Here is a 12,925-nt window from a genome sequence, read left to right on the forward strand (position 1 = left end):
GATTTTCGGCTTGATGAATCTAGAACAGTTAATGAACCGCCAACCATCGATAAAGCTACTTTAGAGCGGATTTATGAACTGGAATTCAATCTTGGTAACAAGGCAGGTCACACCCAAGATAAACCGAAGAAATTATCACCAATGGCGCAAAAGCTGTATGAATATCTCATCAGAACTGAGCGCATTGAAGCTGATGTAAGAGAGTTTCAGGGCAACTTTAAAGTGACTGGTGAAAGATTCACTGTTGAGCAAATCAAGGGCTGGATGTACGAAATTGTGGGGGCAGGTAAGGCTGACTGGATAGGCGAGGGTGTTATCCGGCTCAATCAAATTTAACCGCTTTCATGGAAGAGTGTCTGCTCCCAAAAACCCCCTTTTTGGCGGACATCGGACAGCAGACAGCACAGACAGTAAACGCTGAAACCCTTATACAGCATAGACAGTATTCAGACAGGAGCTAGACATTCTTTAGACACCAAGGTAAGAGTGACTGTCTGCTAGACACCAATAATCAATCAGCCAACAATTACCCAAACTTTATTACAGAATTATCAAAACAATGCTGAAAATTGTAATTATTGAAAGAGAACCATTTACGCTCTTAGGTATCAAGACTGCTATTGAACAGTCTCCAGATATAGAAGTAAGCGCTTCCGCCACTTGTGGAGAGATAGGTTTTAAGTTGGTTGAAGAAACTAAGCCTGATGTGGTTGTAATCGATTTGCTCTTACCGGATATGAGTGGCTTAGAACTTACTCGCTTAATCAAAAATCAAACTAATAGCAAAGTGGTAATTCTTACTAATCAAACTGATGAAAAAATAGTTAACTTTGCTTTCAGTTATGGCGCTGATTCATATCTGCTCAAAACCACTGAGATTGAAGTAGTTTACTTAGCGATAAAAAGAGCTTACTTCAATGAATCTTTCTTAGACCCTAATTTGACCATAAAAGAGATGGTTGATATTAAGTCTAGTATTACAGGCAATTGTAAACATTAACTAGGGAAAAAGACCTTAGCAGGACGCTGGATGATTGAATGTTACACAATGGTCTCTAATTCCAATTGTTGAATGGTATTTCTGAAGAGTAGTTATGAGAAAGCACTATTTGATTTTCATACATGGTATGGGTGAGCGTCAGCCCGATCAAAATCCCAATTCCAGCTACGATGACCTGTGGGAGCGGTTAATCAAAAAATCGGGAAAAAGCATTGATGAGTTTGAAGGCCAGTTTGGTCGAATCTGTACAAACTGGCACGTAGATCCGCTTCAGAGGGCAGCCCATACTATGTTTAATGCATCATTTCCTCAGCTACAAAACCAACCCCTTAACCCTATGCGCGGCATCCGTGGCTTCATCAGCTTCTTGATGGGAGATGTAGTTGCCTACGTGTCTGAAGACGTAAATTTTATTCGTCGCACCGTTTGGACACAAATCTGGAAAGACCTCCATGATCCATTGGAGCAGGGCGCAACCTACAGTATCATTGCCCATTCTCTCGGCTCGGTGATTGCTTTCGATTATCTATTCCACTTGTTTTATCCTAAAGATGAGGATGATTTTTCATTTATTCCAAAGCCTGACCCCGTTGCTAGACCTGAAGACAGCAACTTAGAGGCGATAACGATAAAGCCTGAAGAAATCAAGCTTTTGAGAAAACAATTCCGCCACTTCTTCACAATGGGGTCTCCTATCGGCTTGTTTATGATGCGTAAAGGATCGCTATGGATGGAAGGAGAGCCATTTACTAAACTCTACAATCCAGTCCGAGATCAAGGTCGGTCTTGGTATAACTTCTGGGATAGTGAAGATGCAATTGCTTATCCTTTAGCAGAACTGTTTAAACGAAATCCAGAAAACAACAATCAAATATTAGTGGACATCCCGGTTGAGACAGGATTTCTGATTTTCGATTCCCATACTGGTTATTGGGACAATTCTGATGTTGCCCAAAAAATTGCTAATGTCATTGCTTGAAGCATTGGAGTAACTCTACGACTCAGAATCCTTCAACATTCCCGTCAACCTGAGACTAAGTTGAGAGAGTTGGGTATTGGCTCATTCCTTGTCGAAACGAGGGCGATCGCCAACGGCGGGCGGTTACGCCATCGCCTGACTTGTGCCAACTCTGATATCAACTCTGATATCAATGCCCCACCACAGTCTAGCCTTGCCCAATCGTTGCTGCAATACGCCCAGAGCGCACCGTCAGAACATCGGCAGTTATTATTGAGATACAGCCCAACTTTAAAGTCAAGGGTCAACGGTTCACTTCTCTTGAGTTGAAGCGACTTAATATAAAGGAATTCACGTAAACAAGATAGGTTGACTGACGCTTGTTGAGCAGGACTACTGACTAGTTTTTGCAGCTTGCTTTTGGTCGTTCTCCAACACCGGAAAGTACCGCCGAGCATTGAGCGGCTTCTTCCACCCAGTCAACTCAAACAGGTATTCATCAGGGTCTAGGTTAAGCATCGTTGCCCATTGATTGATTTGACTGCCGTTGATATTTATCCGCTCACACAGGTCAGTCTTGGTTAGCCCCTGTTTAGCATCATGATCAGAATATGAGAATTTGATTTTGCCTCTGGGGATATCCTCTACCCTCTCTCTGAGAGATGATAACCCTGCGTTTATTAGAGCTTGCCGTAGTCCGTCGATTTCTGTTCTAAGCGAGTTAATCTCATCATTAAACTCCCTTTGTTGCTCGGCTACGGCTGCCTCTAGACCATCGATTTCGGTGGCTTTAACCTTAAGCTGCTTTACCTCTTGTTCAAGGTTCTCTGGCATCACTTCAATCGGGATATTGCCCTCTAAATAATGCTCAAGTATAATTGTGAGAGCTTGAGACGCTTTCTTTATTTTGTGTGTTTTCATCCACTTCTCTAAACTAGCGTAGAGGCTGAAGTGAAGGTATGCCGTAACTTTAGCGTGATTGTCTAACCAGTCTTTAGTAGCCATATACTGCTTATTATGTATTGGTAATTTAAAGTCAGTTACGTTAAATTTAAAACAAATTAAAGTAAGATACTGTTGTGTTAATAGTAATTTACTAATACACGTTGGCAGCTTACTGCATAAGGTTAAGAAAACTAAAGTAAGTTACTAAAATTAAAAAGTGTCTGACTATAAACGTCTAAACCATAATTGGTGTCTGACCTAGATGGAATAAGGCAAGCACTGTGGAGCTATTATAAATTAAGTAATTTCCAGCATAAAATCAATTAAGGCATAGTCAGATAATTATTTAAATAATTTGCCTGCTTTAATATACTTGTAGATTATTAGTAAACTAAAGCAACTTACCCAAGTAAGTTACTCTCGCCTAAAGCAAGACAACTAGCGGGTTTTATCTACTTGGTGGTTGGTGGTAGCGCAGCAGGCGCACTGCCTTAGCAGCGATCGCTTTTAAAAAGAAATGGTTGATATTATTAATGCAGCAATTTAGGACAGAAATCATGTCTAATGTCACGATTAACCTGCCAGAAGAAGTATTTAGCGCCCGTCGCCTTTCTCCAGAAGAGTTTGTGCGTGATATGCGCCTCGCTGCTGCTATCTACTGGTATCAGAAGCAGGAAATCTCGATGGAGAAAGCAGCCTCTGTTGCTGGGTTAAACCGCCGAGACTTTCTAGCCGTCCTAGCCCGTGAACAAGTGGATGTCTTCGCTGTTGATTTTGATGATTTGCAGAGCGAGTTTAACCGTGGCTGAACTGCCTGCTATCAACACATCACCCCTAATTTTTTTGACTAAAGGCGGGTTTCTCGATTTATTACAGGTCATTAGTTCATCGGTTATTGTTCCTAATGCTGTAGCCGCAGAAATTCAGGCGTATGGGTCAGCAGACGTAACAGCAGTGGCGCTTAATAATACTGATTGGTTGGTTGTACAAGAAACACCACCTGTCCCGAACGTTATTCAAAGCTGGGATTTGGGTCTAGGTGAGTCAGCCGTACTAACCTGGGGCTATGTAAATCCTGGAACGGAAGTAATTCTGGATGATTTAGCAGCCCGTCGCTGTGCTGCCACTTTGGGAATTCCGGTACGGGGGACATTAGGTATTGTTATTACCGCCAAACAACGAGGGGTAATTCCGGCTGCACGTCCAGTTTTAGAACAATTGCGCCAGTGTGGAATGTATTTATCTGACCGCGTGATCAATCACGCATTAGCATTGGTAGGGGAATAGATTGACTTCCAAGCCTAAAGCGGATCATACCTGATGATGGTTAACGTGCTGCAATCATAAGCAGATATGATGACTCACACGGAATCATAGGGTTTTCAGGCTGTGCTGATTCCGAGTGATTGATAAGCTGCGGTTCAGTCGGGTAATGGTCAACGAGAGAATGGGGATCGTAGCGAGTTAAACTGTCTATAAAAGAACCCTTTTACAGACAGTTCGGGTGTTGGTGGGGAATGGTGGAGAGAAAGAAGAATGAAGAGTATAGGAGCCGGGAGTATCTAACCATAGAGGAGGTGAAGGTACTAATTGAGGCAGCAGGGAACAGGGGCAGGCACAAACAGCGCGATTACTGTCTGTTACTGTTGATGTTTCGCCACGGGTTGAGGGCAGGGGAAGCTTGCCGACTCAAGTGGGACGCGATCATGTTTTCAAGGCGTATCATTTATATTAACCGTCTCAAGGGTAGTATGAGCGGCAATCATCCGTTACAAAGTGATGAAATCTCAGCACTGGAGCTTTTAAGGGAGCGGTATAAAGAGCAGGGGAGTTACTACGTGTTTGTGAATGAGCGGGGTAAATCTTTGACAGTGGCAGCGATTCAGAAGATTATTTCTCGTGCAGGAAATGCTGCTAATCTGCCGATCAAGGTACATCCGCACATGATGCGCCACAGTTGCGGCTATTACTTGGCTGACCAACAACGCCCAACCAGGGATATTCAAGCGTATCTGGGGCATACAAATATTCAACATACAGTCCGCTACACTGCTCAGAACCCCAAAAGGTTTGAGTCTTTTGATTGGGACTGGTGAGCCAATAAAGTCAAAATTTCATTCTATATTCGCGATTTGCGAATATAGAATGAAATTAGATTCGCTATTCGCGAATAGGAGTAGTGTTGCCATGTTAAAGTCTCAAGATATTGTTGTTTTACTTAAGGTACACAACTTACGTAATTCAGAGTGGACTTACAGCAAGCTTGCCAATAGCCTGCACATGAGTCCATCTGAAGTCCACGCTGCACTAAAAAGATGTTCAGCCAGCGGTTTGTATGATTCTTCTTCTAGAAAAATCAGGAATAACTCTTTGCTCGAATTTCTTATTCATGGGCTTAAATACGTATTTCCTGGGCAGCCTGGCCCTCTAAGCAGGGGAATCCCAACTGCACATTCCGCTGAACCTTTAAAAGACTTGCTTGTCGTCGATTCTGCTGATACTTACGTATGGTCAACTCCAGACGGAACTACTAAGGGACAAACTATTACTCCTTTATATAAATCTGTTCCAGAAGCTGCTAAAAGCGATTCAGAGCTATATCAGCTGCTTAGTTTGGTTGATGCAATCCGGGTTGGTCGTGTACGAGAACAACGTATTGCGAGTCGAGAGCTTGAACAAAGACTAGCAGTACAATGAATCAGCAAATACAAATGCTGGAAAAGGCTGGCTCCTTACTGTCAGCTTTAAGTGAACGCATAGTCTTTACAGGTGGTGCGACAATATCGCTTTATCTTGATGAGGTTTCTGCGGCTGATGCTCGCCCTACAAAGGATGTTGATTGTGTTGTAGAAATTACCTCTACTGCTGAATACCATCGGCTTTCAGATAAACTTCGTAGAATTGGGCTTGAAGAAGATACAGAAAGCGGAGTGATCTGTCGCTGGCTTTATCAAGACCTAATAATAGATATCATGCCGACCAACCCGTCTGTACTTGGTTTTTCCAATTCTTGGTACATACCAGGAATTACTAAATCAATTCTGTTTGAACTTCCAAGTGGACAGCATATTTCGATTTTTACAGTATCTTATCTCCTGGCATCAAAGATCGAGGCGTTTAACGATAGAGGAAAACACGAGCCATACATGAGTACTGATTTGGAAGATATTGTGTTACTGCTGGACGGATGCCCAAATCTCGAAGAGAATTTTCAGCAGGCAGACACAGAAGTAATAACATTTGTGAAGGGATGGTTTAAGTCTGAACTAAATCTACTTAGAGAAATTGCCCCCGCCCAGCTTTCATTTGTAGCTAAACAGTCCGGTCGCGAGCAGTTGCTTTTATCTCGAATTGAAAGATTAGCTCAATAATCGTAACTAAAAAATCTGTGAAGTAAGCGTACCGAAGGCGTTCACTGTTTGGCGGGAAATAGAATTTAAGCGACATCCAGAAAGAAGGGTGCTTAAGCAACATGATAACCAGGGAGATATCACTCCCTGGCTTGCTAAATATTGTTATTTATTAAAATATCTCCTTACTATCTCACTAATAGAGTTCCCCACACTATAAATAGTTCAGGAGCAAAAATTGAGTACTTATACTTCGTGAACAAGCCATGAACGTAATAAATTCTGAAGTTTTAGTAGCCTATTCTTTATGTTCTCGCAAAGCATATTTATTAATGTGTACAAAAGAACGAGGTGAACTACATGAATATGAACAATTGCTGAAAGAAAATGAACTTATAAATCAGCAGAAATTTTTAGCAATTCTTAAACATAACCATTCTGATGTATACCCTTACAGTATTGCAAATGTCAAAGATGGACATGAATTTTTAATTGATGCCCAACTGGTTGCTGACAATAAATTACAGGCTAATTGTCCAATATTGACTAGAGTTAAAAATCTGAATTATGAGCCGACAATTTTCATAGGAACACACACTCTAACTAGTAAAGATAAACTTGTCTTAATGTTCATTGGTCATGTACTCACAAAAATTCAGGGAAATCCACCTGAGATGGGATGTATTGTCAATTTGGATGGGAAGTCACATCGGTTCAAACTAAGAGAAACTTATAAAGCCCTTATTCCACTTTTGGAACCATTACAGGAATGGTTAAATCAACCTTCTCTAGAGGAACCACCTGTCATTTTAAATAAGCACTGTCCTGTATGTCAGTTCCGAGTTCAGTGTCAAGAAAAAGCAATTCGTGAAGATAATTTAAGTCTTCTGGATAGAGTTACTCCTAAAATAATTCGTCACTATGAAAAGAAAGGTATTTTTACTATTAAACAACTCTCCTATTTATTCAAACCTCGTAAGCGAAACAAGCGAGCTAGAAAACCTCCAGCAATAACCCATAACATTGAATTACAAGCACTTGCCATTCGTACAGGTAAAATCTATCTTCAAGAATTACCTATTCTTACTCGACAAGAAATTGAGTTGTATTTAGATATCGAAGGTTTACCCGATCAAAACCTGCATTACTTAATTGGATTGCTGGTTTGTGAGCGCAATAGTGTTTCATATCACTCTTTCTGGGCAAATAGTATCGAAGATGAGGGGGGAATGTGGCGAGAGTTCCTTACTTTTCTCGCTCAGTATCCTGATGCACCCATTTACCACTATGGTAGTTATGAGATCCGCGTGATAAAAGCACTTATTAAAAGATACAATACTGATAGTCAGACTCTTATTAATCGGTTAATTAACATTAACAAGATAATTTACGGAAAGGTATATTTTCCAGTCTACTCTAATCGACTAAAGGAGGTTTCAAACTTCATTGGAGCTACCTGGACATCGCCTGATGCATCAGGACTGCAAAGCATTGTGTGGAGATACAACTGGGAGAAAACTCAAGATAACCGATATAAGTCTACACTGCTAATTTATAACAAAGAAGATTGTCTTGCTCTCAAGTTGTTGGTTGATGAGCTTACTAAAATCCAACATTCGGCAGATACACTATCAGAGATTGATTTCGCTGATAAGCGCAAACATAATTCTACAGAAACCAGTCAAGATATTCACAGCAAATTTGAAGCAATTATTAAATTTTCACATTTTGATTATGACCAAAAGAAAATCAGTTTTCAAGATAATCTAAGAAAACATGAATCGGATCAAGACAAGAGGGAAAGACAAAAACGCGCTGCTCACAAATCGAACCAAAAACGTGAAAGAGCGAGAAATAAAGTCAGAAAAGTAGTTCATGTTTCAAGAGGAGAAGTATGTCCTAAGTGCGGACATGAACCACTTAGACCAATAGAAAAAGTAGCCAAAAGAACAATTATCGACTTGGTATTAACAAAAAACGGTATAAAGAAAACTCTAGTTCAATATGTTGGAACCCAAGGTTACTGTATAAAGTGTTCGCAAATTTCATCACCCCCAGATATAAGTAAATATGCAAAGAGTCAGTTATATGGAAATGGTTTTAAGGCTTGGGTTATTTATCAACGAATAGCCATGCGCTTACCATATAACGCAATTGCACAATCAACAGAAGCATATTTTGGTGAGAAGATTAGCTGTGGCCGTCTTGCCGAACTTATAAAGGAAATGGGTCAACACTATGCTGAAACTGAGAGATTAATAGTACAGCACTTATTAAAAAGCCCTTTTATTCATGCTGATGAGACAGAAATCAGCATTGTGGGAATTAATCAATATGTTTGGGTATTTACAGATGGGAAATATGTTTTTTTAAAACTAACGGAGACTAGAGAGGCAAATATCGTACACGAGTTCTTAGCTGAATACAAAGGTATCTTGATTTCAGATTTTTATCCAGGCTATGACTCTGTACAGTGTAGACAACAAAAATGTTGGGTTCACCTGCTCCATGATCTTAATGATGATCTCCGGGAAAATCCATTTAACCAAGAGTTGGAAACCTTTGTTTTAGCAGTCAAGGATTTAATTATACCTATTATGGAGACTATACAGAAGTATGGCTTAAAAAAGCGCTATCTCAGCAAATTCAGTAAAGAGGTTGAGAAATTTTACCAAAAAATGATAACGGATAAAAACTACAAATCTGATCTAACTGTCAAATATCAAAAACGGTTTATACGGTATCGAGAGAGTCTATTTACTTTTCTTGAGCAAGATGGAATAGCTTGGCACAACAACACGGCTGAGAGAGCCATTAGACCTGTAACTAAACAGAGGGCAATATCAGGAAGTTTTTATGCATCTGTTATGAGCGGGTACTTAGTGCTACTTGGTATCAGGCAAGCTTGTCGCTTTCAAGATAAATCTTTTTTTAAGTTCCTCTTTTCAGGAGAAACGGATCTCGATCAGTTTGAGCTTAGAAAGCGCAAACGCTAAAAGATGCAAACCTGCCTGCTGCATCAAGAGAAAGCAAATCTAACAGACGCGAATATATTGGGAACAAACCTCACTGGGGCAGATTTAGAAAACGTTTTTAGCCGTGACTTGCGTCAATTTCGAGAGAAACGGGAGCCGTGGCAACCTGAGCTTACTCAACATTTGTCAGCGTCTCCAGTTGTGCAAGTAGTTTTTCTATTTGCTTGCGCTTCTTTGGGTCTGACCAAATACGCGACTTTCTTAGTTTGGTAGTCGCAGCAGTAAAGCGCTCTTTGTAATTGTTAGACTCTGCTTGAGAGTTAGTAGTTGAAGTTTTCTTCTCACTAATGCGCTGTCTGATTTCACTTAAAGACCAGTTGTTAGCAATAGCTTGTTCTAAAAAGGCAACGCGCTCATCTAATTTCTGAATCTGGGCGATCGCTTTGGCTTTGGTGTACTCAAGTGAACCTTCCCTTAGCGCATCAAGGATATCTTCTGGGAGGTTTAACAAGGGCAGGCGATTCTTGATGAAAGATTCCCAGGTCATTAACCCTAAGCCATCAAACACTGTTTCAACGATTTTGAGGTCTTGGTTTACAGCAGGCTCATGATTAAGGGCTGAATCATCCGTTTCGGTTTCGCCCATAACGTTATGGGTAGATAAGCCAATATCGCCTTCGTCGTCGCTGATAGCGTTATTGGTGGACTCAGCTTCAACTCCGCCCATAACGTTATGGGTAACTGTAGATGCTTTTTGATGTAGGCGTTGTAGACGATACAGTAATGGGGGTATCACCTCAACACTTCGACCTAGTTTGAGAGACAGCAGTTGCAGGATACCTTCAGTTTCTTCAACTGGATTCAGGTCTTCCCGCAGCAAGTTTTCTATAAGTGCAAATTGAAAAGCTGCGTTGTCGTCTAATTCTCTGATGACGACGGGGACAACTTTTAGCCCAATACTTAAGGCAGCACGATAGCGGCGTTCTCCTGCGACTAATTCGTGTTTCTCTCCATCAAGGGGGCGTACTAAAATGGGTTGGAGAATGCCATGCTGTTTGATGGATTCAGTTAACTGCTTTAATGCTTCAGAATCAAAGTAACGGCGCGGTTGATTCGGCGGCAGAACAATCTGGTCTAACGGCATGGATTGAGGAGAACCAGCATTCGCTACGCCTGTGGTGTCCCAAGGTACTTCAATTTTGCTTTTAAGGGGTTGGCTGGCTTTAGTAGTGCGTCTCATTTTAAGGATTCTAAACTAACGGCTATTTTTTTCAAGATGGCGACAGATGGATGCTTGGGATCGTAAACTGCAAGGGGCATTCGTTCCTCTGAAGCATCAACAAAAGCAGTGGAGCGAGGAATCGGGGCAAAGACAGTTCCGGCGTTCGCTAGTTGTTCGGTGATGGCTGCTAGGGTACGAGTGTCTTGGGAGTTACGGGCATCGTATTTTGTGGGTACAAATCCGGCTATTTGCAATTTGCGGTTTGGTTTGTTGCGTACTGTAGCAACCGTTTTTAAGAGTTCGCCTGTTCCCTCAAAGGCTTTGAAATGGGTTTCCAGAGGCACGAGAACATGAGTGGCAGCTACAAGGGAGATGTAGGAAAGTAGCCCTAAGCTGGGAGGGCAATCTATTAAGATAAAATCGTAATCGGATTCAATTGGTTCGATAGCTTCTTTCAGGCGAAAATCGCGCATGGAAGCACTAACCAATTGCATTTCTGCTGTAGAAAGAGAGATGTTGGCAGGGGCTAAATCCATACCATGAATTCCCTCATGTATTGGCAGGGGTTGTTCATCCACAATGGCATTGTTGACGGTTTGCTCTATCTCTCTTGGAACCAAGCCCATAAAAATAGTTAAGCTGGCTTGGGGGTCTATGTCGATGAGCAGGACGCGATGACCCAATTGCGCTATTTGGTAGCCCAGGTTTTGGGTAAGGGTGGTTTTGGCAACACCTCCCGCCTGATTAAAAACTGCGATGATTCGGTTCATAAGTGAGTTGGTTTACCTGCCCCGTTACAATTTAAGATAACGGTGATATGTCAACTGGCAATGTTTATTTTTGTTTTGGGTAAATCTCACCACCAATATACAATTCATCCCAAGTTTTATCTCTAATTACAGTGAACGCTGATTTTTTTTACTTTGTTTGCTTTAATCGAGCGATACCAATGGTTTTGAGAGCCAGTGTTGTGTATCTCTATTATGCGGTCGTGCCTGAAAAACTTATTAACAAAGTGAATATGTATATTTTAAGTAGCTACCTTAATTTTGAGGGAACCAGTATATGTTAGCTATACTACTCAGTACTGTCTTTCATGTCCCTAAAACAAAAACGCAGAATCAACAAAGCCCTTTGTGGTAAACATTTTTCCTGATGGTGATGGTTTTAAATGTGGCAACTAACCTATCTCACAATTAGACAAGCACAAATGGATTTTTCAGGTACTGATCAGCCGCCTTTTTCAGGAACTGGGCTATGGGCTGAGGGGGTTGAACTGATAAATATAGTTGAGCTTGTAAATTGGGAAGAGACTCCGCTGCAATTTATTATTTGTACAATCTGCGGTTGTGTAGGATGTAAACCTAAAGATTGGGTTGATATTAAACAAAGCGATTCAGTGGTACTGATTATGCCTGCCTTTTTAAGGATTGATCAGGCTGGTGAGACGATGGGGAATGAATATCTGCCCCCTGATTACCTGGTCAAGCGAGGAATTATTTGTATTAAGCCGGAAATTTATTTAAGTCACCTTTGCCAACTAGCTGCTTTCCCAAAGTTTGAGAATTTAGCCCCTTTGTCTGCCTGGGAAGCATCAAAGATTTTTCAGTTTGAAGCACCTAGTCAAGTAATGGGTGATTTGTTAAACCCGCCCACACTGGCTAAAGATATGGTGATTGCTTCATCTGAAGGCGATTTTAGGGAGCAGACAAAAGAGTTAGTCTCGTTAGTTAACAAACTTTCAAAAGAGATTCGTCCAGCCAATTTACGTCCTATTACTGAACATGACCAAATTATCTCGTTGTATATAGATATTCACGGTGTTCCTGAATGGAAAGCACTCAGCTACAACGGTTCACAGTATTCTTTATACTTAGAGCCTGGGTATATCATTGAGTAGCCATATTCCCAACACATATTGCTCTCAATTAGCCGATTCTACCCCAATGTCGTCTATCCCTCTATTTCCCGACATTGAAGGAGAAGCGATCGCAGGCACGACCAAGAAAGGAAGTTATGCAGTAATGGCAATCCCAAACCTTTACTACAAATGATTGACAGCCTTTACTTTTAACCCGTTGCTTAAGAGTTTTTCTTACATCAGGGTGGCTTGTTTCTTCAGAGTACAGTACAGACTTTGCGCTAATAAACCTATTGCATATAAAAAACCCTGGATAAATGCCAATATCGAGATTGCAATTTATCCAGGGTTGTAAAGTATCTATTTATGTCACGTAAAAACGTAAACTTAGTATTCCCAGAAATTTTGGGATTTGAACGTTACATAGATGTGATCTTCATGGGGGCTGCCAAAATCAACCACAGAGTATATGCTCTTCTCTGCGCTAAGGCACGAACCCGTCATAAAATGCCTCAACAAATAGGTACTCATCAGCCTTTGAATACCTATTTAATAAATTACTTAACTTAGTTACTTAATTAAGTAAAATACAAAATTCTATATTTATCCGCCTT

General features: G+C 41.0%; 14 protein-coding genes and 1 pseudogene. 12 read left to right on the forward strand and 3 right to left on the reverse strand.

Annotation, left to right across the window (positions count from 1 at the left end):
- From H6G26_RS32795 to H6G26_RS32810, 4 genes and pseudogenes are all read left to right on the forward strand, one after another.
- Positions 1 to 336: pseudogene (locus H6G26_RS32795) on the forward strand (hypothetical protein); the annotation flags it as partial.
- Between the two features lie 223 nt (positions 337 to 559).
- Positions 560 to 1,000 (forward strand): response regulator transcription factor, encoded by a 441-nt coding sequence (locus tag H6G26_RS32800; RefSeq protein ID WP_190735030.1) that lies wholly within the window; start codon positions 560 to 562, stop codon positions 998 to 1,000.
- A gap of 94 nt (positions 1,001 to 1,094) precedes the next feature.
- Positions 1,095 to 1,979: a hypothetical protein gene (locus H6G26_RS32805; RefSeq protein ID WP_190735033.1), complete on the forward strand. Its 885-nt coding sequence runs from the start codon at positions 1,095 to 1,097 to the stop codon at positions 1,977 to 1,979.
- Between the two features lie 60 nt (positions 1,980 to 2,039).
- On the forward strand, positions 2,040 to 2,288 hold the full coding sequence (locus H6G26_RS32810) for a hypothetical protein (protein WP_190735035.1): 249 nt from the start codon (positions 2,040 to 2,042) through the stop codon (positions 2,286 to 2,288).
- 63 nt (positions 2,289 to 2,351) lie between these two features.
- Here H6G26_RS32810 and H6G26_RS32815 read toward each other — a convergent pair whose 3' ends face one another.
- Positions 2,352 to 2,963 (reverse strand): hypothetical protein, encoded by a 612-nt coding sequence (locus tag H6G26_RS32815; RefSeq protein WP_190735037.1) that lies wholly within the window; start codon positions 2,961 to 2,963, stop codon positions 2,352 to 2,354.
- A 497-nt stretch (positions 2,964 to 3,460) separates the two neighbouring features.
- Here H6G26_RS32815 and H6G26_RS32820 point away from each other — a divergent pair, with 497 nt between their 5' ends.
- From H6G26_RS32820 to H6G26_RS32845, 6 genes are all read left to right on the forward strand, one after another.
- A complete protein-coding gene (locus H6G26_RS32820; RefSeq protein ID WP_181927059.1) occupies positions 3,461 to 3,712 on the forward strand; it encodes a UPF0175 family protein in 252 nt (83 codons plus the stop codon).
- Entirely contained in the window at positions 3,705 to 4,190 is a 486-nt protein-coding gene (locus H6G26_RS32825; protein ID WP_104902454.1) for a DUF3368 domain-containing protein, read from the forward strand. Before H6G26_RS32820 ends, H6G26_RS32825 begins: the two co-directional genes overlap by 8 nt.
- A 230-nt stretch (positions 4,191 to 4,420) precedes the next feature.
- Positions 4,421 to 4,999, forward strand: a complete 579-nt coding sequence (locus H6G26_RS32830) for a tyrosine-type recombinase/integrase (RefSeq protein WP_190735046.1) — start codon at positions 4,421 to 4,423, stop codon at positions 4,997 to 4,999.
- Between the two features lie 91 nt (positions 5,000 to 5,090).
- Positions 5,091 to 5,600: a hypothetical protein gene (locus tag H6G26_RS32835; RefSeq protein WP_190735048.1), complete on the forward strand. Its 510-nt coding sequence runs from the start codon at positions 5,091 to 5,093 to the stop codon at positions 5,598 to 5,600.
- A complete protein-coding gene (locus tag H6G26_RS32840; RefSeq protein ID WP_190735050.1) occupies positions 5,597 to 6,274 on the forward strand; it encodes a nucleotidyl transferase AbiEii/AbiGii toxin family protein in 678 nt (225 codons plus the stop codon). The genes H6G26_RS32835 and H6G26_RS32840 overlap by 4 nt, the downstream gene beginning before the upstream one ends.
- A 245-nt stretch (positions 6,275 to 6,519) precedes the next feature.
- Positions 6,520 to 9,249, forward strand: coding sequence for an IS66 family transposase (locus tag H6G26_RS32845; RefSeq protein ID WP_190735052.1), 2,730 nt, complete (start codon positions 6,520 to 6,522; stop codon positions 9,247 to 9,249).
- A 151-nt stretch (positions 9,250 to 9,400) separates the two neighbouring features.
- Here H6G26_RS32845 and H6G26_RS32855 read toward each other — a convergent pair whose 3' ends face one another.
- Together H6G26_RS32855 and H6G26_RS32860 are read right to left on the reverse strand one after the other, a co-directional pair.
- Positions 9,401 to 10,468 (reverse strand): ParB/RepB/Spo0J family partition protein, encoded by a 1,068-nt coding sequence (locus H6G26_RS32855; RefSeq protein WP_190735056.1) that lies wholly within the window; start codon positions 10,466 to 10,468, stop codon positions 9,401 to 9,403.
- Positions 10,465 to 11,220 carry a ParA family protein gene (locus tag H6G26_RS32860; RefSeq protein ID WP_190735058.1) on the reverse strand — a complete coding sequence of 252 codons (756 nt, stop codon included), beginning with the start codon at positions 11,218 to 11,220 and terminating at the stop codon, positions 10,465 to 10,467. Before H6G26_RS32860 ends, H6G26_RS32855 begins: the two co-directional genes overlap by 4 nt.
- 401 nt (positions 11,221 to 11,621) lie before the next feature.
- On the opposite strand from H6G26_RS32860, the gene H6G26_RS32865 reads away from it, so the two are divergent.
- Complete coding sequence (locus H6G26_RS32865; RefSeq protein ID WP_190735061.1) at positions 11,622 to 12,350, forward strand: hypothetical protein; 729 nt, start codon at positions 11,622 to 11,624, stop codon at positions 12,348 to 12,350.
- Positions 12,351 to 12,677: 327 nt separating this feature from the next.
- Positions 12,678 to 12,881: a hypothetical protein gene (locus H6G26_RS32870; RefSeq protein ID WP_190735063.1), complete on the forward strand. Its 204-nt coding sequence runs from the start codon at positions 12,678 to 12,680 to the stop codon at positions 12,879 to 12,881.
- Positions 12,882 to 12,925: the final 44 nt, after the last annotated feature.

It is taken from the genome of Nostoc sp. FACHB-888 (genome assembly GCF_014696655.1).
Taxonomy (GTDB): domain Bacteria; phylum Cyanobacteriota; class Cyanobacteriia; order Cyanobacteriales; family Nostocaceae; genus Nostoc.

What these genes read in the sequence shown, in the direction of transcription:
- H6G26_RS32800 (WP_190735030.1), top strand. Translation starts at nt 560, where the DNA reads ATGCTGAAAATTGTAATTATTGAAAGAGAACCATTTACGCTCTTAGGT.
- H6G26_RS32805 (WP_190735033.1), top strand. Translation starts at nt 1,095, where the DNA reads ATGAGAAAGCACTATTTGATTTTCATACATGGTATGGGTGAGCGTCAG.
- H6G26_RS32815 (WP_190735037.1), bottom strand. Translation starts at nt 2,963, where the DNA reads ATGGCTACTAAAGACTGGTTAGACAATCACGCTAAAGTTACGGCATAC.
- H6G26_RS32820 (WP_181927059.1), top strand. Translation starts at nt 3,461, where the DNA reads ATGTCTAATGTCACGATTAACCTGCCAGAAGAAGTATTTAGCGCCCGT.
- H6G26_RS32830 (WP_190735046.1), top strand. Translation starts at nt 4,421, where the DNA reads ATGGTGGAGAGAAAGAAGAATGAAGAGTATAGGAGCCGGGAGTATCTA.
- H6G26_RS32835 (WP_190735048.1), top strand. Translation starts at nt 5,091, where the DNA reads ATGTTAAAGTCTCAAGATATTGTTGTTTTACTTAAGGTACACAACTTA.
- H6G26_RS32840 (WP_190735050.1), top strand. Translation starts at nt 5,597, where the DNA reads ATGAATCAGCAAATACAAATGCTGGAAAAGGCTGGCTCCTTACTGTCA.
- H6G26_RS32845 (WP_190735052.1), top strand. Translation starts at nt 6,520, where the DNA reads ATGAACGTAATAAATTCTGAAGTTTTAGTAGCCTATTCTTTATGTTCT.
- H6G26_RS32855 (WP_190735056.1), bottom strand. Translation starts at nt 10,468, where the DNA reads ATGAGACGCACTACTAAAGCCAGCCAACCCCTTAAAAGCAAAATTGAA.
- H6G26_RS32860 (WP_190735058.1), bottom strand. Translation starts at nt 11,220, where the DNA reads ATGAACCGAATCATCGCAGTTTTTAATCAGGCGGGAGGTGTTGCCAAA.
- H6G26_RS32865 (WP_190735061.1), top strand. Translation starts at nt 11,622, where the DNA reads ATGTGGCAACTAACCTATCTCACAATTAGACAAGCACAAATGGATTTT.
- H6G26_RS32870 (WP_190735063.1), top strand. Translation starts at nt 12,678, where the DNA reads ATGTCACGTAAAAACGTAAACTTAGTATTCCCAGAAATTTTGGGATTT.